Below are 25,341 nucleotides of genomic sequence, written 5' to 3'. Positions count from 1 at the left end.
TCAACAGGATTTATGTAGTGTAAATCCCCATTCTATCTTATAAACCTGAATCACAGTATTATCGCATAAGCCTTCAACTAATGGTTTAGTTCAATCTTTATCATGCTTAATTTCCCTAAGAATACTTTCACATGGTAAAGTGCTAACAAACTAAAGGATATGGGATATGATAACATGAAATCCGCACTACCGTCAACAATACCAAAGCTTGATTGCCCTTGGATCGATATATCGTTTTATCTACACACCGTTACGCCCGCCAATCGGTATTTATATACGAAAAAAGCTGCCATCAGCAGCTTTTTACTTCGAGTCATCTTCGTTGATTCATATTCATCATTACTTTATTGACTTAATGCACACTACCCTGAGAAGAATCATCCATGTTAAAGAAAGTCTCTTCAGCAGAAGCTGCCGAACGTGATAAATCACGCAGCGGATTACCTCCAACAAAAGCTCCTGGTGCAACATCCTTATGTACGACAGCTCCAGCAGCTACAACGGCTCCATCCCCTATGGTTACCCCAGGCAGAATCGTTGTATTGGCACCAATCAGTACATTTTCCCCGATAATCACCTCACCGAGCCTGTACTCCTTAATGAGATACTCATGAGCGAGAATCGTTGTGTTGTAACCGATAACCGAGTTTTCGCCGACCGTTATTTTCTCCGGAAAGAACACATCCACCATCACCATCAGGCCAAAGGCCGTGTGTTTTCCCACCTTCATACCGAGCATTCGGCGGTAAATCCAGTTCTTCACCGATAGAATCGGACAGTAGCGGGACAACTGGATCCAGATAAAATTACGAACGCCCTTCCACGGACTCACTGTCTTGTAGATATGCCAAAGTGCATTCTGGCCCTCTACCGGATAGCGGGTTACTTTTCTCATGAACGTCCCGTTTCAATACGGATGAGTTTCAACAAGTCTCTCATGTCATGTAACATATGATCGGGTCCATATCCGTTCAGGATTGTTTCCCCTTTAAGAGACCATGCAACCCCCGCCGAAAGAGCGCCCGCATTTTGAGCCGATTGGATATCCACCGGACTGTCACCCACCATTAACGTTTTGGCAGGATCTGCACCCAGTTCCGTCATGGCTTTCAGTACAGGTTCAGCGTGCGGCTTCGGATTCGTCACATCGGTCACTGTTACAATTGTCTTCATATATTTCAGTAGGTCAAAACGTTCCAGCACCTTTAACGTAGATGGACGAATTTTGGTTGTGACTACACCCATCACAATACCAGCCTGATGTAGAGCTTCAACTACCTCAATAACATGTGGAAAAGGTCTAACCATCGCTTCATGATGGATATCATTATAGGCGCGGTAACCTTTGACGTACTCGGAGACTTCCTCCTGGCCAGAGAAGGTACGCATTTGCTGCTCCAGTGTGCCACCCATATGCGGAATGATCTGTTCCCGTGTCCATGGAGCCGAATGCTCCCATCCCCCCATGACATGCTGGAATGAGCTGATAATCAGCTCATTGGTATCAATAATCGTTCCATCCAGATCGAACAATACCGTGTCAATCATGTTGCATTACTCCTTTTTATCATCAACTTGCTTCGGATCATCTTTGGCTGGAGGTGTTACCTTATTCTCTTTACCAGCAACCGTTCCCGTATGCTCCATATCATCTGCAGGAACTTTGGACGATACAATCGGATCACTGTAGCGAACATCCGCTTTGCCTGTCACTCTTCTCACGACAATGAATACAACAGCAACAATAATGATGCCAATAGCGAGCAGTTGCGAGATTCTTACGTTACCGTATGCAGGATCAAGATACCCTTGTTCAAAGCCCATTGCAGTCATTGGAGACCACAACCCGTTCACTAATGAAACAACCCACTGTGGAGCCTGGAAGCCCAAACTGTCCGTACGCAAAGCTTCAATAAAGAAGCGACCGATGGAGTACCAGATGAAATAAGACATGAACAGTTCGCCTGAACGCAGAAACTTCTGACGACGCAGAACCAGCAGCAAAACCAGACCAACCAGACTCCACATCGATTCATACAAAAACGCAGGATGGTGGAACACGCCGTCTATGTTCATTTGATTCACAATAAAGTCTGGCAGATGAAGCTTGTCTCTCAAAAATGATTCTTCCACAGGACCGCCGTAGGCTTCCTGGTTCACAAAATTCCCCCAGCGACCAATCAACTGTCCAACAATCAGTCCAGGCGCACAGATATCGGCCATACGCCAGAAGTTATACCCTTTACGACGGAAGAAAATGACTGCACAGATGATGGCACCGATAAGTGCGCCATAGATGGCGATACCGCCATTCCATATTTTAAAGACATCCCAGAAATTATCCTTATAATCTTCCCATTTAAATGCTACGTAGTAGATGCGGGCACCAATGATGGCAGATGGCACACCCAACAGAACCATGTCCATGAACACTTCCTGCGGGATATTGTATCGTTTACCCTCCCGGATCACGAGCAATAGTCCTACAAGTGCCGCGGCACCAAGAATAAGCCCGTACCAGTGAACCTTTAACGCCCCAATAGAGAACGCGATCGGGTTCAACAGTAATAATGTATCCATTTATTCACACTCCTATAAATTCGATCAATCGCACGCATGACGAAGGGTTGGCATGCCCTGCGCCTTTAGAGAAGCAGTACATGTCAACCATTTATCTTCATTTCCTTGTATAGAATATTTCTTAATCCATGTCTTCCATATCTTCCGAGATGGTTGCTGTCAGCTTGTTCGTGAATTGCAGTGCAGCATTAAGACCCATCTGTTTCAGACGATAGTTCATGCCAGCCACTTCAATAATAACCGCCAAGTTCCGTCCCGGACGAACAGGAATCGTAACGAGAGGCACATCCGTATCAATGATACGTGTAGTCTCTTCATCCAGACCCAGACGATCATATTGTTTATCCTGCTGCCATGCTTCCAGACGTACAACCAAGGTAATCCGTTTGTTATTACGAACCGCACCCGCTCCGAACAAAGTCATGACGTTGATAATACCCACGCCTCGAATTTCGAGTAAATGGCGGATCAGTTCAGGTGCAGTACCGTGCAACTGAAAGTCTGATGTTTGGCGGATTTCTACGGCATCGTCGGCAATCAGTCGATGTCCGCGTTTAACCAGTTCAAGCGCTGTTTCACTTTTACCAATACCGCTACTACCTGTGATCAACATACCAACCCCGTATACATCACACAGTACACCATGAATCGTTGCAGTAGGTGCTAATTTGCCCTCCAAAAATCCGGTAATCCGGCTGGAAAGAATCGTTGTAGCCATATTACTGCGCAGTACAGCCAGATCCCGTTCTTCACTGATATCAATCAGCTCTTGCGGGACTTCAAGTCCGCGTGTTACAACGATACAAGGCGTCTCCTCCGTACAAAGACGTTGCATACGATCACGTCGTTCTTGTTCCGGCAACATTGCGAAAAAGGCAAGCTCAGTTCTTCCAAGCAACTGTACCCGTTCTTGTGGATGGTATTCAAAATAACCGGCCATTTCCAGGCCAGGACGGTTCAGATCGTCTACCGTAATGATTCTTTTCAGTCCGTGAGATCCAGAAACAACCTCCAACTGAAACTGCTGTACCAATTCGGATACTTTCACTTTTTTCGCCATTTGTCTCTTCCTTTCAGCATTCGCTGTCCCTCTATGTAATTCAGATCGTGTATCAGTTCTTTCCATTATTAGCGCATTCACAACATTGGGTACAGACTGCATACCCTTCCAACAGTCGAATCTCTTAATGATAAGAAGACAGACCTTCAAATAATCTTAAATGAATTCCGGGCCGAATGCAATCGCTGCCTCCCACAAGCAGTATTCAGAAAAGTCTTCTGATCGAAGCACCCTCTGGGATACTACATTCGTAGTTTAGCGGCTGTTTTTCTTGGGATTATTAATCCTCAGATCCGCCGAAACTACAAATCCAATAATCTTAAAAAAGCCCCTTCCAGCAATAACGGAAGGGGCTCTCATTACAATGTATAATGGCGTTAACTGTCAGGTTCCATCGTCACCGAGGAATCCCAGTATTATTTGTCTTGAAGAAGTACGTTCACTTCAGTCTCTTTGTCAAAGATATGAACTTTGTTCATGTCGATGGCCATTTTAACTGTGGAACCATCACGAGTGTTAGAACGTCCGTCTACACGTGCGATCGTTGTATCATTACCAACACCGCTCAGGTAGAGGAGCATTTCGTGACCCAAGTTCTCTGTTACATCTACGTGAGTAGAGAATACAGAGTTCGGGGATGCTTCCAGGAATACCGGCTCTTCGTGAATGTCTTCTGGACGAACACCCAGAATCACTTCTTTGCCAATGTATCCTCTAGATTTCAGTACTTGCGCTTTACCTTGCGGGATTTCAACATCCACACCAGGAGCTATGAAGTGCATGCTAGTACCTTGCTCAGCGAGTTTACCCGAGATAAAGTTCATTGTCGGGGAACCAATGAAACCAGCTACGAACAGGTTAGCCGGCAGGTTATACAACTCTTCCGGAGAAGCTGCTTGTTGGATGATACCATCCTTCATAACAACGATCCGATCACCCATCGTCATCGCTTCGATCTGGTCATGCGTTACGTAGATAACAGTTGTTTCCAAACGTTTCGCAAGTTTAGTGATCTCTGCACGCATTTGACCACGAAGTTTGGCATCCAAGTTGGAGAGAGGCTCATCCATCAAGAACACTTGTGGATCACGGACAATCGCACGTCCCAAAGCGACACGTTGACGTTGACCACCGGACAATGCCTTAGGTTTACGCTCAAGCAAATGCTCGATATCCAGGATTTTAGCTGCTTCACGTACACGTTTGTCGATCTCATCTTTTTTAACCTTACGCAATTTCAAACCAAACGCCATGTTTTGATATACGCTCATATGCGGATACAAGGCATAGGATTGGAATACCATCGCGATATCGCGGTCTTTAGGTGCAACATCATTAACGACACGGTCACCGATATAGAGTTTACCTTCAGAAATTTCCTCAAGGCCTGCGATCATACGCAGTGTTGTTGATTTACCACAACCGGACGGGCCTACCAGAACCAGAAATTCTTTATCTTTAATGTCCAGGTTAATGTCAACTACAGTTGCTTTATCAGAACCCGGGTATTTTTTGAAAATATGCTCTAAACGTACTCCAGCCATGATTGTTGCCTCCTCAGAGATCATTTTGTAATCGAATACAATTTGTATTTTTATAATACCCTATCTACGTGAGGTTTGACTATTCGCAAACTGCACAAAAATATCAATGCTTTTTCGTCACTTTGTACATAAGTAGCAAAAACTGCACCAGAACAGCACTTTCGAAGTGCCTCACATCGTAACCAATCTCCTGTTTGATCTTATCCAGACGATAAACCAACGTATTACGATGAATGAAAAGTCGTTTCGCTGTCTCGCTGACATTACAATCCAGGCTAAAAAAGGTCTCCAGCGTAGCAAGTGTCTCACTGTCATTGAAGATTAATGTGTCTTTGCCTGTTTCCTGTATAAAACGTATGCGTTGTTCATCTGGAATGCTCGCTACCAACCGCTCCAGATGCAGATCCCATGGAAGATGAATATGCTGCGTAACATGGAATGCTCTGCCCAAGTGAACACTCTCTTTAAGAAGAGCTGTGACCGATACTAGATGTTGTGCCGGCATGCATGGTAGTGATGCAGAGAGATGGAACACACCTGCCCACTCACTGGCGACCAATTCATATAACCCCAGACAAAAAGCATTCAATGAATCCTTTTTGGCTTCCATTGTATCTTCCTCGGCTTCTTCTGTAACAATCTCTTTATCACCCATAAAAATCCATTCTTGCTCGCCTAAAGGAATCAATACAATCTCCTCGCCAAAATAACTCTCAAGCAACTTGTTGAGTTCCTTGGAACGTAAACGATGTGCATCCGGTGTATCCCCTTGCAGCAAAAACAGAATCTTCTCCGTATTCAACCCTGCCGCCACTACAAAGCGATCAGGAACAGCTTCAGAATCCTGCTTGGTTGGTTGTTCGATCTGCTCTTTAAGCCAGAGACCCAATTCAGTTAGATACTGCTCCCTATCATTCTCATATACAACAGGCTGTGTCTCATCGGGTAGTCCCATGTTTGTACGGATCAGAAGCTCAATCAATCGCCGTGTTTCCACGGTAATAGATCTTGCTGCGCATCCCCAACACACGACGATCTCTTCTTTTTCATTCATCCGAACCTTAAAGAATACACGCTCTCCCGTATTCAGACTGATCACATCGGATAATGAACTTTGAGATATAGATTGATCAGGCAAATCCCGACTCTCTCCTTCATCAACAAAGGTCACTGAATTCCCATGAAGACCGACCAGATTCTCCACGGATTGCATCCATTCTTGTATTGTGATTTCGTATTCATCCAAAGTTGTACCTATAATGACTTCAATTTGTTGTTTTAGATCAGGTATGAGCTTCATATAATGAACGCCACCACTCTGCTTATTTTCTATTATTTTATCATATCTTGCGCAGCATTAATAAATATCCATATTCAGCTAAAATTACATAACAAAAAAGAGTGACTAATCAAATTAATGATTAATCACTCTTTTCTAAAAGATGAGTCATGAAGGGCTCGAACCTTCGACACCCTGATTAAAAGTCAGGTGCTCTACCAACTGAGCTAATGACTCATAAAACTGGTGGAGGATGATGGATTCGAACCACCGAACCCGTACGGGAGCAGATTTACAGTCTGATGCGTTTGGCCACTTCGCTAATCCTCCAAGGATTAAAGGTGGCTCGGGACGGAATCGAACCGCCGACACGAGGATTTTCAGTCCTCTGCTCTACCGACTGAGCTACCGAGCCATATTTAAATTTTAGGATTAATGGCGGAACCGACGGGATTCGAACCCGCGATCTCCTGCGTGACAGGCAGGCATGTTAGGCCAACTACACCACGGTTCCAGGCATTAATGGTGCCGGCGAGAGGACTTGAACCCCCAACCTACTGATTACAAGTCAGTTGCTCTACCAGTTGAGCTACACCGGCGTATATGGTGGAGGCTGAGGGGATCGAACCCCCGACCCTCTGCTTGTAAGGCAGATGCTCTCCCAGCTGAGCTAAGCCTCCTGGGTAATATGGTAGCGGCGGAGGGGATCGAACCCCCGACCTTACGGGTATGAACCGTACGCTCTAGCCAGCTGAGCTACACCGCCATATTAATTGTGTCTCGATTGCTTGTCCATCTTTAGGTAAAGATGGCGGAGAGAGAGGGATTCGAACCCTCGCACCGCTTACGCAGTCTAACCCCTTAGCAGAGGGTCCCCTTATAGCCACTTGGGTATCTCTCCAAATAACAATCATCAACATCATTCAAGGATTGCTCCCTGAAAACTAGATTCGAAACGAAACCTACGAATTACAACTTGCATATTGGATAAGCCCTCGACCGATTAGTACTGGTCAGCTCCATGCATTGCTGCACTTCCACCCCCAGCCTATCTACCTCGTCGTCTTCAAGGGGTCTTACATACTGGGAAATCTCATCTTGAGGGGGGCTTCACGCTTAGATGCTTTCAGCGTTTATCCCTTCCGTACATAGCTACCCAGCGGTGCTCCTGGCGGAACAACTGGTACACCAGCGGTACGTCCATCCCGGTCCTCTCGTACTAAGGACAGCTCCTCTCAAATTTCCTACGCCCACGACAGATAGGGACCGAACTGTCTCACGACGTTCTGAACCCAGCTCGCGTACCGCTTTAATGGGCGAACAGCCCAACCCTTGGGACCTACTTCAGCCCCAGGATGCGATGAGCCGACATCGAGGTGCCAAACCTCCCCGTCGATGTGGACTCTTGGGGGAGATAAGCCTGTTATCCCCAGGGTAGCTTTTATCCGTTGAGCGATGGCCCTTCCATGCGGTACCACCGGATCACTAAGCCCGACTTTCGTCCCTGCTCGACTTGTAGGTCTCGCAGTCAAGCTCCCTTATGCCTTTGCACTCTTCGAATGATTTCCAACCATTCTGAGGGAACCTTTGGGCGCCTCCGTTACTCTTTAGGAGGCGACCGCCCCAGTCAAACTGCCCACCTGACACTGTCCCCGTACCGGTTTACGGTACCAGGTTAGAACCTAGATACGATCAGGGTGGTATCCCAACGTTGCCTCCATGCAAGCTGGCGCTCACACTTCAAAGGCTCCCACCTATCCTGTACAGATCGTACCCAAATTCAATATCAAGCTGCAGTAAAGCTCCATGGGGTCTTTCCGTCTTGTCGCGGGTAACCTGCATCTTCACAGGTATTAAAATTTCACCGGATCTCTCGTTGAGACAGCGCCCAAGTCGTTACGCCATTCGTGCGGGTCAGAATTTACCTGACAAGGAATTTCGCTACCTTAGGACCGTTATAGTTACGGCCGCCGTTTACTGGGGCTTCGGTTCACAGCTTCGGGACGAGTCCCTAACCACTCCCCTTAACCTTCCAGCACCGGGCAGGCGTCAGCCCGTATACTTCGCCTTACGGCTTCGCACAGACCTGTGTTTTTGCTAAACAGTCGCTTGGGCCTTTTCACTGCGGCCCCCTCGTGCTATTCACACTACCGGGGCACCCCTTCTCCCGAAGTTACGGGGTCATTTTGCCGAGTTCCTTAACGAGAGTTCTTCCGCGCGCCTTAGAATACTCTTCTCGCCTACCTGTGTCGGTTTGCGGTACGGGCACCATCACCTGGCTAGAGGCTTTTCTTGGCAGTGTGAGATCATGACCTTCGCTACTGTAATTTTCACTCCCCATCACAGCTCAGCCTTACAATGTGCGGATTTGCCTACACATCAGCCTTACTGCTTAGACGGACATCCATCAGTCCGCGTCACTACCCTACTGCGTCCCCCCATTGCTCATAACGGCTTACGGTGGTACAGGAATTTCGACCTGTTGTCCTTCGACTACGCCTTTCGGCCTCGCCTTAGGTCCCGACTTACCCTGAGCGGACGAGCCTTCCTCAGGAACCCTTAGGCTTTCGGCGGATCAGATTCTCACTGATCTTTTCGTTACTCATACCGGCATTCTCACTTGTATAATGTCCAGCGCTCCTTACGGTACACCTTCAACCCTTATACAACGCTCCCCTACCCCTGATGCAAAGCATCAAGCCATAGCTTCGGTGGTGTGTTTAGCCCCGTTACATTTTCGGCGCAGAGTCACTCGACCAGTGAGCTATTACGCACTCTTTCAATGGTGGCTGCTTCTAAGCCAACATCCTGGTTGTCTGTGCAACTCCACATCCTTTCCCACTTAACACACACTTGGGGACCTTAGCTGATGGTCTGGGCTGTTTCCCTTTTGACAATGGATCTTAGCACTCACTGTCTGACTCCCGGAAGTAAGTCTATGGCATTCGGAGTTTGACTGAGCTTGGTAACCCTTGCGGGCCCCGCACCCAATCAGTGCTCTACCTCCACGACTCTGTTTTCCGAGGCTAGCCCTAAAGCTATTTCGGGGAGAACCAGCTATCTCCGAGTTCGATTGGAATTTCTCCGCTACCCCCACCTCATCCCCGCATTTTTCAACATGCGTGGGTTCGGGCCTCCAGTGCGTGTTACCGCACCTTCACCCTGGACAGGGGTAGATCACCCGGTTTCGGGTCTACGTCCACGTACTCACTCGCCCTATTCAGACTCGCTTTCGCTGCGGCTCCGGCTCTTCACCTTAACCTTGCACGGGAACGTAACTCGCCGGTTCATTCTACAAAAGGCACGCCATCACCCCTAAAACGGGCTCTGACTTTTTGTAAGCACACGGTTTCAGGTTCTATTTCACTCCCCTTCCGGGGTGCTTTTCACCTTTCCCTCACGGTACTGCTTCACTATCGGTCGCTAGGAAGTATTTAGCCTTGGCAGATGGTCCTGCCGGATTCATACGGGGTTTCACGTGCCCCGCACTACTCGGGATCCGTCTCGGAGGGAACCAACTTTCAATTACAGGGCTTTTACCTTCTTTGGCGGGCCTTTCCAGACCTCTTCGCTTAACCGGTTCCTTTGTAACTCCATGTGAGACGTCCCACAACCCCAGAGAGCAAGCTCTCTGGTTTGGGCTTCTCCGCGTTCGCTCGCCGCTACTGACGGAATCACTATTGTTTTCTCTTCCTCAGGGTACTTAGATGTTTCAGTTCCCCTGGTATGCCTCTGCACAACCTATGTATTCAGTTGTGAGTAACTGGAAATTACCCCAGCTGGGTTTCCCCATTCGGACACCCCCGGATCAAAGCTTGCTTACAGCTCCCCGAGGCAGTTTCGTTGTTCGCCACGTCCTTCATCGGCTCCTAGCGCCTAGGCATCCTCCGTGTGCTCTTAGTAGCTTAACCATTGCGCTCGTGTTCGAGCTGTCGCTCCGCTTGGTTTGGACTGCGTCCAAATCCAAAAGTCGCTCCATTTCGATCACTCGCTCCAGCAATCTACCGTTTTTATTGAAACTTGTTTTAACACAAGTTCAGCTAAAAAGGAATGTTCTAATTCGCATTTACTTTCGTTTCGATATCTAGTTTTCAAAGAACAAACTTGTAAAACATTTTGGTGGAGCCAAGCGGGATCGAACCGCTGACCTCCTGCTTGCAAGGCAGGCGCTCTCCCAGCTGAGCTATGGCCCCATATAAAGTTTAAAGGTATAGATGGTGGGCCCTGGTGGACTCGAACCACCGGCCTCACCCTTATCAGAGGTGCGCTCTAACCAACTGAGCTAAGGGCCCACATTATATATACTATTTGAACCCAAAATGGGCTACGCTTGGCGGCGTTCTACTCTCCCAGGACCCTGCGGTCCAAGTACCATTGACGCTGAAGGGCTTAACGGTCGTGTTCGGGATGGGAACGTGTGGAACCCCTTCGCTATCGCCACCAAACGTTTGAGAGTTTGAGCTCTCAAAACTGAGCAACGAGTGAGTGTTGTGCTCTTCATTTCATCCACACCGAAGTGATGGACCGAAATGAATCGCTGTCGCAGGTTCTTAGAACCCGCTGATTTGAATGTTTCCGTTGCAGGAAACGATTCTCCATAGAAAGGAGGTGATCCAGCCGCACCTTCCGATACGGCTACCTTGTTACGACTTCACCCCAATCATCTATCCCACCTTCGGCGGCTGGCTCCTTGCGGTTACCCCACCGACTTCGGGTGTTATAAACTCTCGTGGTGTGACGGGCGGTGTGTACAAGACCCGGGAACGTATTCACCGCGGCATGCTGATCCGCGATTACTAGCAATTCCGACTTCATGCAGGCGAGTTGCAGCCTGCAATCCGAACTGAGACCGGCTTTGTTGGGATTGGCTCCATCTCGCGATTTCGCAGCCCGTTGTACCGGCCATTGTAGTACGTGTGTAGCCCAGGTCATAAGGGGCATGATGATTTGACGTCATCCCCACCTTCCTCCGGTTTGTCACCGGCAGTCTATCTAGAGTGCCCACCCGAAGTGCTGGCAACTAAATATAAGGGTTGCGCTCGTTGCGGGACTTAACCCAACATCTCACGACACGAGCTGACGACAACCATGCACCACCTGTCTCCTCTGTCCCGAAGGAAAGGTACATCTCTGTACCGGTCAGAGGGATGTCAAGACCTGGTAAGGTTCTTCGCGTTGCTTCGAATTAAACCACATACTCCACTGCTTGTGCGGGTCCCCGTCAATTCCTTTGAGTTTCAGTCTTGCGACCGTACTCCCCAGGCGGAGTGCTTAATGTGTTAACTTCGGCACCAAGGGTATCGAAACCCCTAACACCTAGCACTCATCGTTTACGGCGTGGACTACCAGGGTATCTAATCCTGTTTGCTCCCCACGCTTTCGCGCCTCAGCGTCAGTTACAGCCCAGAGAGTCGCCTTCGCCACTGGTGTTCCTCCACATATCTACGCATTTCACCGCTACACGTGGAATTCCACTCTCCTCTTCTGCACTCAAGTCACCCAGTTTCCAGTGCGATCCGGGGTTGAGCCCCGGGATTAAACACCAGACTTAAATGACCGCCTGCGCGCGCTTTACGCCCAATAATTCCGGACAACGCTTGCCCCCTACGTATTACCGCGGCTGCTGGCACGTAGTTAGCCGGGGCTTTCTTCTCAGGTACCGTCACCTTGAGAGCAGTTACTCTCCCAAGCGTTCTTCCCTGGCAACAGAGCTTTACGATCCGAAAACCTTCATCACTCACGCGGCATTGCTCCGTCAGGCTTTCGCCCATTGCGGAAGATTCCCTACTGCTGCCTCCCGTAGGAGTCTGGGCCGTGTCTCAGTCCCAGTGTGGCCGATCACCCTCTCAGGTCGGCTACGCATCGTCGCCTTGGTGAGCCGTTACCCCACCAACTAGCTAATGCGCCGCAGGCCCATCCCCAAGTGACAGATTGCTCCGTCTTTCCAGTTCTCTTCAGGCGAAGAAAACAACTATTCGGTATTAGCTACCGTTTCCGGTAGTTGTCCCAAACTTGAGGGCAGGTTGCCTACGTGTTACTCACCCGTCCGCCGCTAAGTATCCAGGAAGCAAGCTTCCTATCAACTCCGCTCGACTTGCATGTATTAGGCATGCCGCCAGCGTTCGTCCTGAGCCAGGATCAAACTCTCCAATAAATTGAAAAGAGCGATAAGCTCATTTTGAATCTGACGAGATTAAAAATCTCATTTGTGCTCCAGTCGATCCAAGCCAAGGCTTGTCTCAAACTTTCGCGTTCATTCTGCAAGCAGAATGTTTACTCACTCGTTGTTCAGTTTTCAAAGATCAAACTCGTTTTTTCGTCACCAATTTCTCTCAGCGGCGACTTTTATAATATATCACACTTCGTTTGTTTTGGTCAAGTGTTTTTTTGAAATTCTTTTTCGAAGTTCGTAATGAACTCCTTCATTTCATCTAAAGCATCTAACCAAGCAAGCAAAGCAACGAGATATAATGTACCATATAAATATCCTGCGAGTCAACTATCCGAACAAAGATATTTTCAACCCTAATAATAGCCCCACACCTGGCAATCCCAAAACAGTTACAGTCCCTATCGTTGCAGGGTTCAGCGGGATGTAGGTTCCTGTGATCCAGCCGGAATAATTCACGATATATATACCTACTGCAGCCAGCACCAGATGAATTCCAAATGATGTGAAGAATGATAGCCCTATCCGCTTTCTGAATAAAACAACGATAAGTCCCAGTAACGATACAACCAATACACTCCCCAGTATAATACTCTTCACTTGGTACACCTCCATGTTTAATGTAAACCTGACTCTACATACTAACCCCTCGCTGTGATGTAACATCATCATTAGCTCTGGCTCGCTTTGCTCTTCTCAAATGGATCTGGTACTTCCGCTCAGCTGCCTCCAATACATAAATGGCATAATCAATCTCCTCCTGCCCCTGTGCATCTTCAAACTGTCTCATTGCCCGTTCCCATTCCTGCTTAGCCATCTGAATATCTGCATAGATCTGATCCGCCTCAAGCTCCTTCAACATTCTGTTGTGTTTCTCTACCGAGTTCCGTGTATTTCGCCACAAAAACATAAACTCTCCCCCTCCTGATCAGCACAGCATATTCTCATACTTATCAGGGAAAGGACAAACTTAGAACTCGGGCATTCATTTTCTTCACAAAAAAAGAGAGCCCTAGGGCTCTCTTTGCACATCGAAACTTATTTAGCATCCGAAGTTTCCAAGGAAATGCACTGCGTAATACAAATCGAACACACTAACGCATCTCCCTGCGCCCTTCCAACGCTTTGGAAAGGGTCACTTCATCCGCATACTCAAGATCGCCACCTACAGGCAATCCATGCGCAATCCGAGTCACACTGATCTCAAACGGACGCACCAAGCGGGAGATATACATCGCTGTAGCCTCCCCCTCAATATTGGGGTTTGTCGCCAAGATGATCTCTTTTATACGTTCATCACTTAATCGAATCAGGAGTTCCTTCAAACGAATATCGTCTGGGCCAATTCCCTCCATAGGTGAAATCGCGCCCTGTAACACATGGTAGTATCCATCGAATTCCTTGGTGCGCTCCATGGCCACCAGATCTTTCGAATCCTGAACTACACAGATTACAGAGACATCCCTGGACTTATCCTGACAGATGCGACACGGGTCCGTATCAGTGATATTACAACATACCGAGCAGTAATGAAGATTACGCTTCACACTTACGAGTGCTTTGGCAAAATCGATAACGTCATCTTCCTTCATGTTAAGCACATGAAAAGCTAAACGCGCTGCCGTCTTGGGACCTACACCCGGCAACCGGGTGAAGGCATCAATCAGCTTGGCTATTGGTTCGGGATAATACAATCGATTGTGTCTCCTTTGACAGGATCAATTTTTAATTAAAATAATCCCGGAATATTCATGCCGCCTGTGAACTTGCCCATATCCTTGTTGGCAATCTCATCGGCTTTGGCCATTGCATCATTAACAGCTGTCATAACGAGATCCTGCAACATTTCAACATCTTCCGGATCTACCGCTTCAGGTTTGATCGTGATAGCAAGCAATTTCTTGTGTCCGTTAACTTCAGCCGTTACAACGCCACCACCCGAAGTACCTTGGACTGTTTTGTCCGCCAGTTCCTCTTGTGCTTTCAGCATTTGCTCCTGCATTTTCTTCACTTGTTTCATCATTTGGTTCATGTTGTTCATAATTGTTCATCTCCTTTGTTATAGTTATCGCGCTATGCGCATTATTCTTTGATCACTACAAGGTCCTCACCAAAGAGCTGGATGGCTTCATCAATCCAAGGCTGTTTGTTGCCTGAACCGCCGTCTTCATGCTCAGGTTCAAGCTTAAAGTCCTCCTTTGGCGCTTCAGAAGCTCCTTCCATTGCTCCGGTCCAATCTTTGAGCATCATCGTCACCAATCGTGCCGGACGCCCAAGTTGTTCGGACAACACCCGCTCAATGACTTCGCGGTTAGCCTGCTTCTCCGTCGTTTCACGGTGAATATTGTTTTTGAAAGCAACCAGAACGTTGTCTTCAAGCAATGATACCGGCTCACCATCCACAAACCAGGCGTGAACGGTAACTCTCTCTTCCTTGACTCGTTGCAGGATCTGACTCCATTTTTTGCTGATCTCTGCGAACTCAGGGGCTCCCTTGCGCGCAACATATTGATCTAACTGTGCAGGAAGCTTCGCAGGCGAGTTCCCTCTCGATACAGGGGCCCTTGTTGCCGGACGCGATGGAGCACTCGATGCACCTTCTCCACCAGACAACCCACTTTTAAGTGCACGATCCAATTTCTTCTCCAGCTCAGCAAGCTGCTGCTTCAAGCGGTTGATCTCTCCCCCATCAGCTGGCGCCGCATGAGATGAAGCCCCCACCTGAACAGAAGCCTCTCCTTGTGCTGGAATACTACACAGTTTAAGCAATGCGACTTCAAATAATGTCTGTGGCTGTACCGCATATTTCATTTCACTCTGGTACCGATTAAGGGTGTCAATCATGTGGAACAGTTGTTCCTTGGTGAATGACTCCGCCATATCACGGAAAGCTTCCGGATTAAGTACCCGGTCCGTCAGTTTGTCTGCATCAGGTACCATCTTAATCATAAGCAAATCACGGAAATAATACAGTAAATTCTCCATGCACTTGTCTGCACTTTTTCCTTCATGCATGAAGCCTTCAATCATCTGCAAAATATGACCAACATCACCTTTGAGCAGTGAAGCAGCCAGTTTGGCAAATTGCTCTGAAGCAATTCCGCCCGTCATGTCCATAACCTGCTGGTACGTTACTCGTCCATCCGTAAATGAAGAGATCTGATCCAGCACACTAAGTGCATCCCTCATTCCACCATCCGATAAACGGGCAATGTATTGAAGTGCGTCCTGATCAGCTTCCATGCCTTCCTGTTCACAGATCAGTGTAAGCCTTGCTGTCTGCTCTTCCAGGGAAACCCGGCGAAAATCAAATCGCTGACAGCGCGATATAATGGTAGCCGGAAGGCGGTGCGGTTCCGTTGTTGCCAAAATAAACATCACATGTGGCGGTGGCTCCTCCAATGTTTTGAGCAAAGCATTGAATGCCTCCGTCGTCAGCATGTGCACTTCATCAATAATATAGACTTTCTGCCGGACTTCGGTTGGCGCATATTTAACCTTTTCCCGAAGATCACGGATCTCCTCAACGCCCCGATTGGATGCAGCATCAATCTCCTGCACATCCATTACAGCGCCAGTCGTAATCCTGCGGCAAGCTTCACACTCGTTACAAGGTTCAGGCGCAGGCCCACGTTCGCAGTTCACAGCTTTGGCCAAAATCTTGGCGGCACTTGTCTTTCCCGTTCCTCTAGGCCCGCTAAATAAGTAGGCATGGGAAGTCCGCTGTTCACGAATCGCGTTCTGCAAGGTCTGAATAATATGCTGTTGTCCCACCATATCTTGAAACGACTGGGGACGCCAAGCCCGGTATAACGCGATATGCTCCATGATGCGTTACCTTCCTTCCACTTCGCATTCGAGTCCTTTGTCGTTCCCCTATTATACTATATTCCAGGGTGAATCCAAACTTTATCTGACTCATTCATGCGTGGTTTTTTGAGACATATCAAAAAGACCTCTGCATACATACAACTGCAAAGGTCTAAACATTTAAATGGTAAGCCGTGCACCTGCTATCGATATTTGCGATCCAAGTGGCACCCCTGAACAATAGCTCGGGCTAGGCGACCCTCCGGCACAAGAGTGATCTCACTTATGGCTGCTTCCTTCCGGACCTGACCAGGTTCATGAGTACTCATTGCGGAGGACCCAACCGTCAACACCACGTTCAGGGACCAAACCTCACATCGACAAAACCTCTAGCAGGAATTCAACCTCGCTATAGCGGATTGCGAGTTACAGGGCACCGCTACCTCCCCATCTAGCACGGTAAGAAATAGTATAACGTAAGGTTGTCCAAATTGCAACCAGAAGGAACGTAGCAGCAACTATGTATACATAAAAGATATAAAAACCCCTGCCAGATCAGCAGGGGTGGGTTGGATGCAATTAGCAGACAACTCCAAGAATTGTCCTATTAGATTCCGTATTTCTTCTTGAAACGATCAACACGGCCGCCAGCATCGATAAACTTCTGTTTACCTGTGAAGAACGGGTGGCACGCGGAGCAAATCTCTACACGAAGTCCGTCTTTAACCGAACCTGTCTCAAAAGTATTCCCGCAAGCGCAAGATACTTGACCAATCGTGTAATTAGGATGAATTGCTTCTTTCATTACCTTTCACCTCTTTCCGCCCTGAGCCTCAAGCGGACCCAGAGTAAATGGCATAACTCAGAGATTATAACACGGCTTAATGCCGGTTGCAATCCATTATTATCAAGAGGTGATTAGCCGTTTTGGACGTGCCATTCCAGCTGGTGGAACGTGGGTATACGATCCGATCACCACATCAGGCAACTCGTCTTCAAAAATCTCAATCATCTGCTTCATACCCAAGATATCACCTTGAGCTGGAGGAATTAATTCCAGATAACTCTCCGGATCAATATTGAGATTACGCATCTGAATCAAGCGTAGATCGGTTCTTCTCGCAAACTCAATCATTGCCTCAATCTCTTCTTCACGATCTGTTACGCCCGGGAAGATCAAATAGTTAATGGAGGTGTACACACCCTGCTGTGCTGCGTATTTCATTGATTTCTCAACATTAGCCAAGGTATAACCACGTGGTTTATAGTAGGCGTTATAATGGTCATCCAGTGCACTAATTGTACTTACGCGCATCAGATCCAACCCAGCGTCAACAATCCCTCTAATGTGATCATTCAGACCCGCATTGGTATTAATGTTGATATACCCCATGTCCGTTACGGAACGCACTTCACGAATCGCTTCAATAATCAGCTTGGCCTGCGTGGAAGGCTCCCCTTCACAACCTTGTCCAAAGCTAATGATGGACTCCGGTGTCTTCAGGTGTTCCAGCATAACCTCCACAATCTCATCCACACGTGGTCTGAAGTTCATACGTGTCTGCGGGGAAACAAAGCCGCTATCATCAGGTTGCTCGGAGATACATCCGAAACAGCCCGCATTACAGGAATAGGATACCGGCACTCCGCCTTCCCAACGATTCAGGAACGTGTTTGATGAAGTTAGACATTCATATCCGAGCGCACAGTTGGACAAATGGGTATAAAGACGATTCTCGGGATATTGCTCCGTCAACCGTTTAACTCCGGAACGCACATCGTCCCGATCACAGTTCAGCGGGTTCCATTGGTCAGGACTATCCGATTTCGCAGCCGTAACATAGAAACCGCCATCTTTCCAAACTACTGCGGAATAGCCGAACAACGGCAATTTATACTCCTTATCCGTCTTCACATAGCCTGGGAGACACAAACGAGTGAATCCCTGTGGAAGCAACGCACCTACAGCCTGTGTGTCCGTTGGCATCGGCAACATCTCACCTGTGTCCGGGTCCATACCAATGGGCCGAGTACTTGGGAGTCCAACCAAAGTTGCACCCTCCGGCAAAGGGATAAGTTCATCCTCCATAATCTCAACGATCATATCTCCGCTGCGGGCAAGCCCGTACAGGGATGGGTGATCAAATACATTACCTTTTTCATCTGCGTATACTAAATACATGATGTTCTCCTCACATCTAATGGGTTAAACCTAACGACGAGTGTATTGTAAAATTCACAGCAACGCTGCTAAACGCAGGTTATTGATCGAACAACACTTATGTCGATGTACCTGACGTAGCTGTCTGTCTTGGTGAGCGACGGGTTGTTGTTGTCCCCGAATTGCTTGTTGGACTATTACCAGCTGAATCAAATGCCGCCAAAAACTCTGCATTTGTCTTGCTGTTGCGAAGTTTCTTCAGGAAACCTTCGACAAAGTCATGGGAATCATTCATGTTCTTGCGAATCGCCCAGATTGTGTCCAGCTCTTCCTTGCTGAGCAGCACTTCTTCACGACGCGTACCAGAACGACGAATGTCGATTGCCGGGAATATACGACGCTCAGCCAGACGACGGTCCAGATGCAACTCCATATTACCCGTACCCTTAAACTCTTCATAAATGACGTCATCCATACGTGAACCGGTATCAATTAATGCCGTTGCCAGGATGGTCAAACTTCCGCCTTCTTCCACATTCCGTGCAGAACCGAAGAAACGTTTCGGACGATGGAATGCAGCTGGGTCAATACCACCACTAAGCGTACGACCAGATGGTGGAATAACCAGGTTATATGCACGGGCAAGACGTGTAATGCTATCCAGCAGGATAACAACATCCTTTTTAGCCTCAACCAGACGAAGCGCACGTTCAAGCACCAATTCCGCCACCTTGATATGATTCTCAGGCAGTTCATCAAATGTCGAAGCCACAACTTCCCCTTTTACCGAACGTGACATATCCGTTACTTCCTCTGGACGTTCATCAATCAACAGGACAAACAGTTCAATTTCTGGATTGTTAGTTGAGATGCTGTTGGCAATTTCTTTGAGGAGAAGTGTTTTACCCGCTTTGGGAGGTGCTACGATCAATCCGCGCTGTCCCAATCCTACCGGGGCGAGCACATCCATAATGCGTGTGGACAAATGGTTGGGGGATGTTTCGAGAACCAGTTTTTTCTGCGGATACAGTGGGGTTAGTGCCGGGAAGTGAAGTCGCTCTGCAGCCGCCGATGGATTCTCACCATTTACAGCGTTGACTTGCAACAAACCGAAGTATCTCTCGTTTTCCTTAGGCGTCCTGCACTTACCTGATACGAGATCACCTGTTCTTAGGTCAAACTTGCGAATCTGAGAAGCTGAGATGTAGATGTCTTCCGTGCTTGGCAAGTAGTTGATCGGCCGAAGAAATCCGTAACCTTCCGGTAAAATTTCGAGTACGCCTTGCATAAACATCAGACCGCTTTGTTCAGCTTGTGCACGTAATATAGCAAAGATTAATTCTTTCTTTTTTAACGTACCATAGTAAGGAATCTGATATTTTTTGGCCAGCTTGTAGAGGTCCGTTAGTTTCATTTCTTCCAAATCGGAAATTTGTAGATCCATATAATAACCACCTATTCAATTAATAAGTCCGTGTGAAATGGATAGTTTCGCTAGATGTTCCGGCTATAGAGCGCAGCGTCTGCCACAATCTCTTCTGTCCATTGTACGGAATGTAACCGTTATAATGCAAATACTTGTCTTTGAGTGTAAGTTTTCCGGGTGGGATGGCCATATTCGGCATAATCCGCTAATGAGTGAACACGATACAATGAGGCAGCGATCCAAGTAGACCGGCTATGGAGCGCAGGTTCAAACAAAACCGGGGGTTGGGGAAAGAGAAATGATGTTCTTACAGCCATATGAAGTTTGATTCAAAAAAAGACCCTCCGGGAAAGGAAACAGAAACATTTCGTCTTATACCGGAGAGACTGAGAACTCTATTAAAACAGGTTTACCCAATTACTGAAAGGATATGCAGTTCAGCTAAAATAAACATGTGCATGTCCGAATCATACATGATGCTTACGAATTAATCGGTTTCCCGCCATACATCTGCACCAAGCAGGCGTAGGTTGGTCACCAGGTGATCGTAACCACGGTCGATATATTCGACCCCCGTTACTTCAGTCACACCTTCACTGACGGTGAGACCCGCAATCACCAGTGCTGCTCCAGCGCGAAGATCGGATGCTTTTACTTTGGCCGCGTTCAATGCACTGCCTTCAATAATCGCTGACCGTCCTTCTACCCGAATCTTTGCACCCATCCGCACCAGTTCTGGCACGTGCTTGAATCGATTACTGTATACAAAGTCGCTCAGGACACTCACACCGGTTGCCTGTGTTAAAACACTGGTCATTGGTGACTGTAGATCCGTTGGAAAACCAGGATATACAAGTGCCTTCACGTCCACGTGGTTATAGTTTGGTTTACCAATGACACGTATACTTTCATCCAATTCCTCAATGCCAACCCCCATCTCCAACAACTTTGCCGTTAAAGCTTCCAGGTGTTTGGGAATCACATTGTCGATCAGAACATCTCCACGCGTTGCTGCTGCAGCGATCATATACGTACCCGCTTGGATACGGTCCGGAATGATGGAATGACGGCAGCCTTTAAGCTCCGAAACCCCTTCAATACGGATCGTTTCGGTACCTGCACCCTTGATGCTGGCACCCATGGAATTCAGAAGTGTTGCTACATCTATAATCTCAGGCTCTTTAGCCGCGTTTTCGATAATTGTAGAGCCTTTGGCACGAGTAGCCGCCAGCATGATATTAATGGTTGCGCCGACACTGCTTACATCAAGATAGATTTTTGCTCCACGCAGCTCTTTGGCATGCAAATGAATGGAGCCGTGTTCGTTTGTTACGGTTGCGCCAAGCGCTTCAAAACCTTTGATATGTTGATCAATTGGACGAGGCTCGAAATTACAGCCCCCTGGTAAACCTATGGTCGCTTCTTTGAAACGCCCTAATAATGCACCCATCATATAATACGAAGCACGAAGCTTCTTCACGGGACCATTCGGCATAGGAATGGATTTGATGTCAGAAGGATCAATCTTCATCTGACTGCCTTCCCACGTCACATGTGCTCCGAGTTCCTCCAAAATTTCTGCGTAAACCGCCACATCACTCAAAAGCGGGAGGTTGTCCAACACGACTTCTGACTCGGCAAGCAATGCTGCAGGAATAAGCGCAATGGCGCTGTTCTTGGCGCCGCTTATAGTTACAGTTCCCTGTAACGGACGTCCGCCACTAATCATCAATTTTTCCATAAAGCTTAATGTCCCCCTACGTGTTTTGCAGCCGATGAACGGCAATACGTGCTGTTGGCATCCAATGTAGAAATAAGGTGTGAAAATGGAAAGACACCGGCTAGGCGGTGTTCTTCCATTTCACAGTATGGAACTGGTAAAGATAAATTACGCTTTGTTGTTGGAACCAAATTCGCGGATTTTACCTTTAACTGTTTCTTTGATTGCATCACGGCCTGGTACGATGAATGTACGTGGATCGTAAGCATCTGGTTTAGCTGCAAGCACTTCACGAACCACTTTTGCGAAAGCAATTTGGTTCTCTGTGTTTACGTTGATTTTGGATGTACCCAGGGAAATGGCTTTGTCGATGTCGTGTTTAGGAATACCTGTACCACCGTGCAATACGAGTGGAACTTGTACCGCGTCACGAACTTCTTCCATTTCTTTGAAGCCCAGGTTAGGCTCGCCATGGTAAGGACCGTGTACGGAACCAAGAGCTGGTGCCAATGTGTCGATACCTGTTTCTTTAACGATACGGATACACTCGTTCAGGTCAGCATACATGATACCGCCGATAACGTCGTCTTCTTGTCCGCCTACAGTACCTACTTCAGCTTCTACAGAAACGCCTTTAGCGTGTGCATATTCAACAACTTTTTTAGTCATTTCGATGTTCTCATCGATAGAGTGGTGGGAACCGTCGATCATAACGGATGTGAATCCAGCATCGATCGCTTCTTTACACTTGTCGAAGCTTGAACCGTGGTCCAGGTGAATTGCAACTGGAACAGTGATTTTCATGTCGTGAATGAGTCCTTCTACCATTTTAACTACAGTGTAGAAGCCACCAATGTGACGTGCTGCGCCTTCGGATACACCCAGGATTACTGGGGATTTCTCTTCTTCAGCAGCACCAAGAATCGCTTGAGTCCACTCAAGGTTATTGATGTTGTATTGACCAACTGCATATTTTCCTTCAAGTGCTTTGTTCAACATGTCTGTCATAGATACTAATGGCATGGTTTCAATCCTCCTAGGGGTTTGGGTTGTGTCTATGGTTTTTAGCCGAAATCACATACGGGCTTATTATACCACATCCCATGTCAAATACTAAACAAGCATTTGCAAAAATGCTGTGCTTTGCAGCACAGTTTTCATAGACACCGCTTTATGACTTCCCCATTTCCAATATTCCCCGGATGATGGAGTGAAATACCCCATTTTTCCACCACGCACCTTCTATGTTCTCCGCACGCAAAAAAATCCTGTATCTACAGGATTTAGCTGCATTTGTTGGCAGCACCATTGCGAAGCTGCATATTCACAGCCACTCGCATCTCATCGATATCAAATGGTTTTGTAAAATGCATGAGTGCCCCGAGATCCGTGGCTTCCTTAATCATGTCCAGCTCGCCATAAGCGGTCATCATAATGACCTTGATATCTGGATCAATTTCTTTAATATGCTTCAGGATTTCCAGGCCGTCCATCCCAGGAATCTTCATATCGAGTAGTACCAGATCAGGCTTGTCATTGTTCACAATTTCCAGGGCGATCTTGCCGTTGGGTGCTTGAAACGTGTTATATCCTTCACTGCCGAACACTTCCATTAACAGGATTCGAATACCATTCTGGTCATCAACAATCAAAACTTTTTTATCTTCCACTCTTTAACCTCCTAGAATTAGGAAAGCATGTACACCTTCGAATCTGGATAACTATCCCATAGTCGTCATGATAAGTATTCTACCTCTTCCATTAAAATCCTGCTACCTTCATAAAATGACAAAAAGCATTTCGAACTACTTTTACGCAAAAAAAGGGATGTTCCGGCATCCGCTATGGTTGCCAGGAACATCCCAATTTCTATAAGTTAACACTAAAACCATGTATTACTTCTGCGCATTCTCCAGAGAAGCTTTTACAAACTCACGGAACAATGGTTGCGGACGGGTCGGACGGGAAGTGAATTCCGGATGGAATTGTACCGCCAGGAACCATGGGTGTCCTGGAAGTTCCACAATCTCAACCAGACGTCCATCCGGGGATGTACCCGAGATAACCAGTCCTGCTTTTTCGATCGTTTCACGGTATTCATTGTTGAACTCATACCGGTGACGGTGTCTCTCATACACCAGCTCGTCATCATAACAAGCCATCGCCAAAGAACCTTCCTGAAGCTTACAAGGATACAGACCCAGACGCATCGTGCCACCCAGATTTTCGATATCTTTTTGCTCAGGCAACAGGTCGATCACCGGGAATTCCGTAGCCGGATTAATTTCGGAACTGTTTGCACCATTCAAACCAACGATGGAACGTGCATACTCAATAACGGAAACCTGCATACCCAGGCAAATACCGAAGAACGGAATTTGTTTCTCACGAGCATAACGGATTGCCGATACTTTACCTTCAATACCACGATCTCCGAATCCACCAGGAACAAGGATACCGCCAATACCATGTAACAGGTCGCCTACATTCTCATCCGTAATATCTTCAGAAGGAACCCAGCGAATTTTCACATCGGCATTGGATGCAAATCCTGCATGAGACAAGGACTCAACAACACTCAGGTAGGCATCATGCAACGCTACATATTTACCAACAATAGCGATCTCAACCGTATGCTCCAACTTGTTGATCCGGTCAACCAGCCCTTCCCACTCGCTCATATCCGGTGCAGGAGTAGTCAGTTTCAGGTGATTTACCACGATCTCATCCAAGCCTTCTTCACGCAGATTCAGAGGTACTTGATACAAGGTGTCTGCATCACGACATTCAACCACGGCATTCTCATCAATGTCGCAGAAGAGAGCGATCTTGGCTTTCATGTCTTTAGACAATTCATACTCCGTACGGCATACAATCACATTCGGTTGAATACCGATGCTGCGTAATTCCTTAACACTATGTTGCGTTGGTTTTGTTTTCACTTCACCAGCTGCTTTGATATAAGGAATAAGTGTTACGTGGATGTACATCACATTGTCGCGACCTACATCACTCTTGATCTGACGGATAGCTTCCAGGAAAGGCAAACTCTCAATGTCGCCCACCGTTCCGCCAATTTCCGTAATAACCACATCCGAACCCGCTTCACGTCCAGCGCGGAATACACGCTCTTTGATCTCGTTCGTAATGTGTGGAATAACTTGTACCGTTCCGCCCAGATATTCCCCGCGCCGCTCTTTGCTGATGACGGAAGAGTATACTTTACCAGTCGTGACGTTGCTGTTTTTGGAGAGATTGATATCAATAAAACGTTCATAGTGGCCAAGGTCCAGATCCGTTTCCGCGCCATCATCCGTTACAAAAACCTCGCCGTGCTGATAAGGACTCATTGTTCCCGGGTCGATGTTAATATATGGATCAAATTTCTGGATCGTTACCTTAAGCCCTCTGTTTTTCAGCAATCTGCCCAGAGAAGCAGCCGTAATCCCTTTGCCCAGGGAGGACACAACTCCGCCCGTCACGAAAATATACTTTGTCACTGTTATTACCCTCCTAATATAAGTACAGAAATTCAGGCGATATATGGTGTTATCGTAACCTGTTTCCCAGGTAATCATCGTTAAAAAGAGCA

18 protein-coding genes, 10 tRNA genes, 3 rRNA genes and 1 other RNA gene are annotated in these 25,341 nt (G+C 47.3%); all 32 read right to left on the bottom strand.

All coding sequences use genetic code 11. The features are described from left to right. Nucleotides 1-352: 352 nt before the first annotated feature. Nucleotides 353-895: an acyltransferase gene (locus tag AC1S8V_RS00760; RefSeq protein WP_482072049.1), complete on the bottom strand. Its 543-nt coding sequence runs from the start codon at nucleotides 893-895 to the stop codon at nucleotides 353-355. Next, nucleotides 892-1,548, bottom strand: coding sequence for a pyrophosphatase PpaX (gene ppaX, locus AC1S8V_RS00755; RefSeq protein WP_017691276.1), 657 nt, complete (start codon nucleotides 1,546-1,548; stop codon nucleotides 892-894). The genes AC1S8V_RS00760 and ppaX overlap by 4 nt, the downstream gene beginning before the upstream one ends. Before the next feature lie 6 nt (nucleotides 1,549-1,554). Continuing rightward, a complete protein-coding gene (gene lgt, locus AC1S8V_RS00750) occupies nucleotides 1,555-2,580 on the bottom strand; it encodes a prolipoprotein diacylglyceryl transferase (RefSeq protein WP_482072048.1) in 1,026 nt (341 codons plus the stop codon). A 121-nt stretch (nucleotides 2,581-2,701) separates the two neighbouring features. Further along, a complete protein-coding gene (hprK, locus tag AC1S8V_RS00745; protein ID WP_482072047.1) occupies nucleotides 2,702-3,640 on the bottom strand; it encodes an HPr(Ser) kinase/phosphatase in 939 nt (312 codons plus the stop codon). Between the two features lie 416 nt (nucleotides 3,641-4,056). Next, on the bottom strand, nucleotides 4,057-5,184 hold the full coding sequence (locus AC1S8V_RS00740) for an ABC transporter ATP-binding protein (RefSeq protein WP_017691279.1): 1,128 nt from the start codon (nucleotides 5,182-5,184) through the stop codon (nucleotides 4,057-4,059). Nucleotides 5,185-5,287: 103 nt separating this feature from the next. Beyond that, nucleotides 5,288-6,484: a PucR family transcriptional regulator gene (locus AC1S8V_RS00735; RefSeq protein ID WP_482072046.1), complete on the bottom strand. Its 1,197-nt coding sequence runs from the start codon at nucleotides 6,482-6,484 to the stop codon at nucleotides 5,288-5,290. 143 nt (nucleotides 6,485-6,627) lie between these two features. Continuing rightward, nucleotides 6,628-6,700: transfer RNA gene (locus AC1S8V_RS00730), tRNA-Lys, on the bottom strand. 7 nt (nucleotides 6,701-6,707) lie between these two features. Next, nucleotides 6,708-6,793: transfer RNA gene (locus AC1S8V_RS00725), tRNA-Tyr, on the bottom strand. A gap of 12 nt (nucleotides 6,794-6,805) precedes the next feature. Further along, nucleotides 6,806-6,878 (bottom strand) — tRNA-Phe (locus AC1S8V_RS00720). A gap of 21 nt (nucleotides 6,879-6,899) precedes the next feature. Further along, a tRNA-Asp gene (locus AC1S8V_RS00715) sits at nucleotides 6,900-6,977 on the bottom strand. Nucleotides 6,978-6,986: 9 nt separating this feature from the next. Continuing rightward, nucleotides 6,987-7,062: transfer RNA gene (locus AC1S8V_RS00710), tRNA-Thr, on the bottom strand. 5 nt (nucleotides 7,063-7,067) lie between these two features. After that, nucleotides 7,068-7,143 (bottom strand) — tRNA-Val (locus tag AC1S8V_RS00705). 9 nt (nucleotides 7,144-7,152) lie between these two features. Continuing rightward, nucleotides 7,153-7,229: transfer RNA gene (locus AC1S8V_RS00700), tRNA-Met, on the bottom strand. 43 nt (nucleotides 7,230-7,272) lie between these two features. Next, nucleotides 7,273-7,364 (bottom strand) — tRNA-Ser (locus AC1S8V_RS00695). A gap of 82 nt (nucleotides 7,365-7,446) precedes the next feature. Continuing rightward, nucleotides 7,447-10,374: ribosomal RNA gene (locus tag AC1S8V_RS00690) — 23S ribosomal RNA — on the bottom strand. 206 nt (nucleotides 10,375-10,580) lie between these two features. Further along, nucleotides 10,581-10,656 (bottom strand) — tRNA-Ala (locus AC1S8V_RS00685). A 22-nt stretch (nucleotides 10,657-10,678) separates the two neighbouring features. Continuing rightward, nucleotides 10,679-10,755 (bottom strand) — tRNA-Ile (locus AC1S8V_RS00680). A gap of 36 nt (nucleotides 10,756-10,791) precedes the next feature. Continuing rightward, nucleotides 10,792-10,908 (bottom strand): 5S ribosomal RNA (gene rrf, locus AC1S8V_RS00675). A gap of 156 nt (nucleotides 10,909-11,064) precedes the next feature. Further along, a 16S ribosomal RNA gene (locus AC1S8V_RS00670) occupies nucleotides 11,065-12,617 on the bottom strand. Together the 16S, 23S and 5S rRNA genes with 10 tRNA genes alongside form the textbook arrangement of a ribosomal RNA operon. 345 nt (nucleotides 12,618-12,962) lie before the next feature. Continuing rightward, complete coding sequence (locus AC1S8V_RS00665; protein WP_315939840.1) at nucleotides 12,963-13,232, bottom strand: pro-sigmaK processing inhibitor BofA family protein; 270 nt, start codon at nucleotides 13,230-13,232, stop codon at nucleotides 12,963-12,965. A 34-nt stretch (nucleotides 13,233-13,266) separates the two neighbouring features. Beyond that, the gene (locus tag AC1S8V_RS00660) at nucleotides 13,267-13,542 is read right to left on the bottom strand and encodes a DUF2508 family protein (protein WP_482072045.1); all 276 of its coding nucleotides are present in this window, start codon (nucleotides 13,540-13,542) and stop codon (nucleotides 13,267-13,269) included. Nucleotides 13,543-13,726: 184 nt separating this feature from the next. Next, on the bottom strand, nucleotides 13,727-14,326 hold the full coding sequence (gene recR, locus AC1S8V_RS00655) for a recombination mediator RecR (RefSeq protein WP_062838113.1): 600 nt from the start codon (nucleotides 14,324-14,326) through the stop codon (nucleotides 13,727-13,729). A gap of 35 nt (nucleotides 14,327-14,361) precedes the next feature. Then, nucleotides 14,362-14,673, bottom strand: coding sequence for a YbaB/EbfC family nucleoid-associated protein (locus tag AC1S8V_RS00650; RefSeq protein ID WP_036607248.1), 312 nt, complete (start codon nucleotides 14,671-14,673; stop codon nucleotides 14,362-14,364). A gap of 41 nt (nucleotides 14,674-14,714) precedes the next feature. Beyond that, nucleotides 14,715-16,460 (bottom strand): DNA polymerase III subunit gamma/tau, encoded by a 1,746-nt coding sequence (dnaX, locus tag AC1S8V_RS00645; RefSeq protein WP_482072044.1) that lies wholly within the window; start codon nucleotides 16,458-16,460, stop codon nucleotides 14,715-14,717. Between the two features lie 174 nt (nucleotides 16,461-16,634). Continuing rightward, nucleotides 16,635-16,902: signal recognition particle sRNA large type (ffs, locus tag AC1S8V_RS00640), an RNA gene on the bottom strand. Between the two features lie 147 nt (nucleotides 16,903-17,049). Continuing rightward, complete coding sequence (gene rpmE / locus AC1S8V_RS00635) at nucleotides 17,050-17,247, bottom strand: 50S ribosomal protein L31 (RefSeq protein WP_036607255.1); 198 nt, start codon at nucleotides 17,245-17,247, stop codon at nucleotides 17,050-17,052. Between the two features lie 102 nt (nucleotides 17,248-17,349). Beyond that, nucleotides 17,350-18,624, bottom strand: a complete 1,275-nt coding sequence (locus AC1S8V_RS00630) for a radical SAM family protein (protein ID WP_091039190.1) — start codon at nucleotides 18,622-18,624, stop codon at nucleotides 17,350-17,352. A 97-nt stretch (nucleotides 18,625-18,721) separates the two neighbouring features. After that, nucleotides 18,722-20,047 (bottom strand): transcription termination factor Rho, encoded by a 1,326-nt coding sequence (gene rho, locus AC1S8V_RS00625; RefSeq protein WP_036607258.1) that lies wholly within the window; start codon nucleotides 20,045-20,047, stop codon nucleotides 18,722-18,724. A 469-nt stretch (nucleotides 20,048-20,516) separates the two neighbouring features. Then, on the bottom strand, nucleotides 20,517-21,770 hold the full coding sequence (murA, locus tag AC1S8V_RS00620) for a UDP-N-acetylglucosamine 1-carboxyvinyltransferase (protein ID WP_253429002.1): 1,254 nt from the start codon (nucleotides 21,768-21,770) through the stop codon (nucleotides 20,517-20,519). 147 nt (nucleotides 21,771-21,917) lie between these two features. After that, the gene (gene fba / locus AC1S8V_RS00615; protein WP_145326613.1) at nucleotides 21,918-22,772 is read right to left on the bottom strand and encodes a class II fructose-1,6-bisphosphate aldolase; all 855 of its coding nucleotides are present in this window, start codon (nucleotides 22,770-22,772) and stop codon (nucleotides 21,918-21,920) included. Nucleotides 22,773-23,032: 260 nt separating this feature from the next. After that, nucleotides 23,033-23,419, bottom strand: coding sequence for a response regulator (locus tag AC1S8V_RS00610; RefSeq protein ID WP_458124858.1), 387 nt, complete (start codon nucleotides 23,417-23,419; stop codon nucleotides 23,033-23,035). 225 nt (nucleotides 23,420-23,644) lie between these two features. Further along, nucleotides 23,645-25,249, bottom strand: coding sequence for a CTP synthase (pyrG, locus tag AC1S8V_RS00605; protein WP_482072043.1), 1,605 nt, complete (start codon nucleotides 25,247-25,249; stop codon nucleotides 23,645-23,647). Nucleotides 25,250-25,341 lie beyond the last annotated feature (92 nt).

It is taken from the genome of Paenibacillus sp. B46(2026), from assembly GCF_056786355.1.
Note: the sequence above shows the minus strand (reverse complement) of the source record. Positions and strands in the feature narration are given on the sequence as shown.

What these genes read in the sequence shown, in the direction of transcription:
- ppaX (WP_017691276.1), bottom strand. Translation starts at nt 1,548, where the DNA reads ATGATTGACACGGTATTGTTCGATCTGGATGGAACGATTATTGATACC.
- AC1S8V_RS00740 (WP_017691279.1), bottom strand. Translation starts at nt 5,184, where the DNA reads ATGGCTGGAGTACGTTTAGAGCATATTTTCAAAAAATACCCGGGTTCT.
- AC1S8V_RS00735 (WP_482072046.1), bottom strand. Translation starts at nt 6,484, where the DNA reads ATGAAGCTCATACCTGATCTAAAACAACAAATTGAAGTCATTATAGGT.
- hprK (WP_482072047.1), bottom strand. Translation starts at nt 3,640, where the DNA reads ATGGCGAAAAAAGTGAAAGTATCCGAATTGGTACAGCAGTTTCAGTTG.
- rho (WP_036607258.1), bottom strand. Translation starts at nt 20,047, where the DNA reads ATGGATCTACAAATTTCCGATTTGGAAGAAATGAAACTAACGGACCTC.
- fba (WP_145326613.1), bottom strand. Translation starts at nt 22,772, where the DNA reads ATGCCATTAGTATCTATGACAGACATGTTGAACAAAGCACTTGAAGGA.
- AC1S8V_RS00760 (WP_482072049.1), bottom strand. Translation starts at nt 895, where the DNA reads ATGAGAAAAGTAACCCGCTATCCGGTAGAGGGCCAGAATGCACTTTGG.
- rpmE (WP_036607255.1), bottom strand. Translation starts at nt 17,247, where the DNA reads ATGAAAGAAGCAATTCATCCTAATTACACGATTGGTCAAGTATCTTGC.
- AC1S8V_RS00650 (WP_036607248.1), bottom strand. Translation starts at nt 14,673, where the DNA reads ATGAACAACATGAACCAAATGATGAAACAAGTGAAGAAAATGCAGGAG.
- lgt (WP_482072048.1), bottom strand. Translation starts at nt 2,580, where the DNA reads ATGGATACATTATTACTGTTGAACCCGATCGCGTTCTCTATTGGGGCG.
- AC1S8V_RS00630 (WP_091039190.1), bottom strand. Translation starts at nt 18,624, where the DNA reads ATGTATTTAGTATACGCAGATGAAAAAGGTAATGTATTTGATCACCCA.
- dnaX (WP_482072044.1), bottom strand. Translation starts at nt 16,460, where the DNA reads ATGGAGCATATCGCGTTATACCGGGCTTGGCGTCCCCAGTCGTTTCAA.
- murA (WP_253429002.1), bottom strand. Translation starts at nt 21,770, where the DNA reads ATGGAAAAATTGATGATTAGTGGCGGACGTCCGTTACAGGGAACTGTA.
- AC1S8V_RS00660 (WP_482072045.1), bottom strand. Translation starts at nt 13,542, where the DNA reads ATGTTTTTGTGGCGAAATACACGGAACTCGGTAGAGAAACACAACAGA.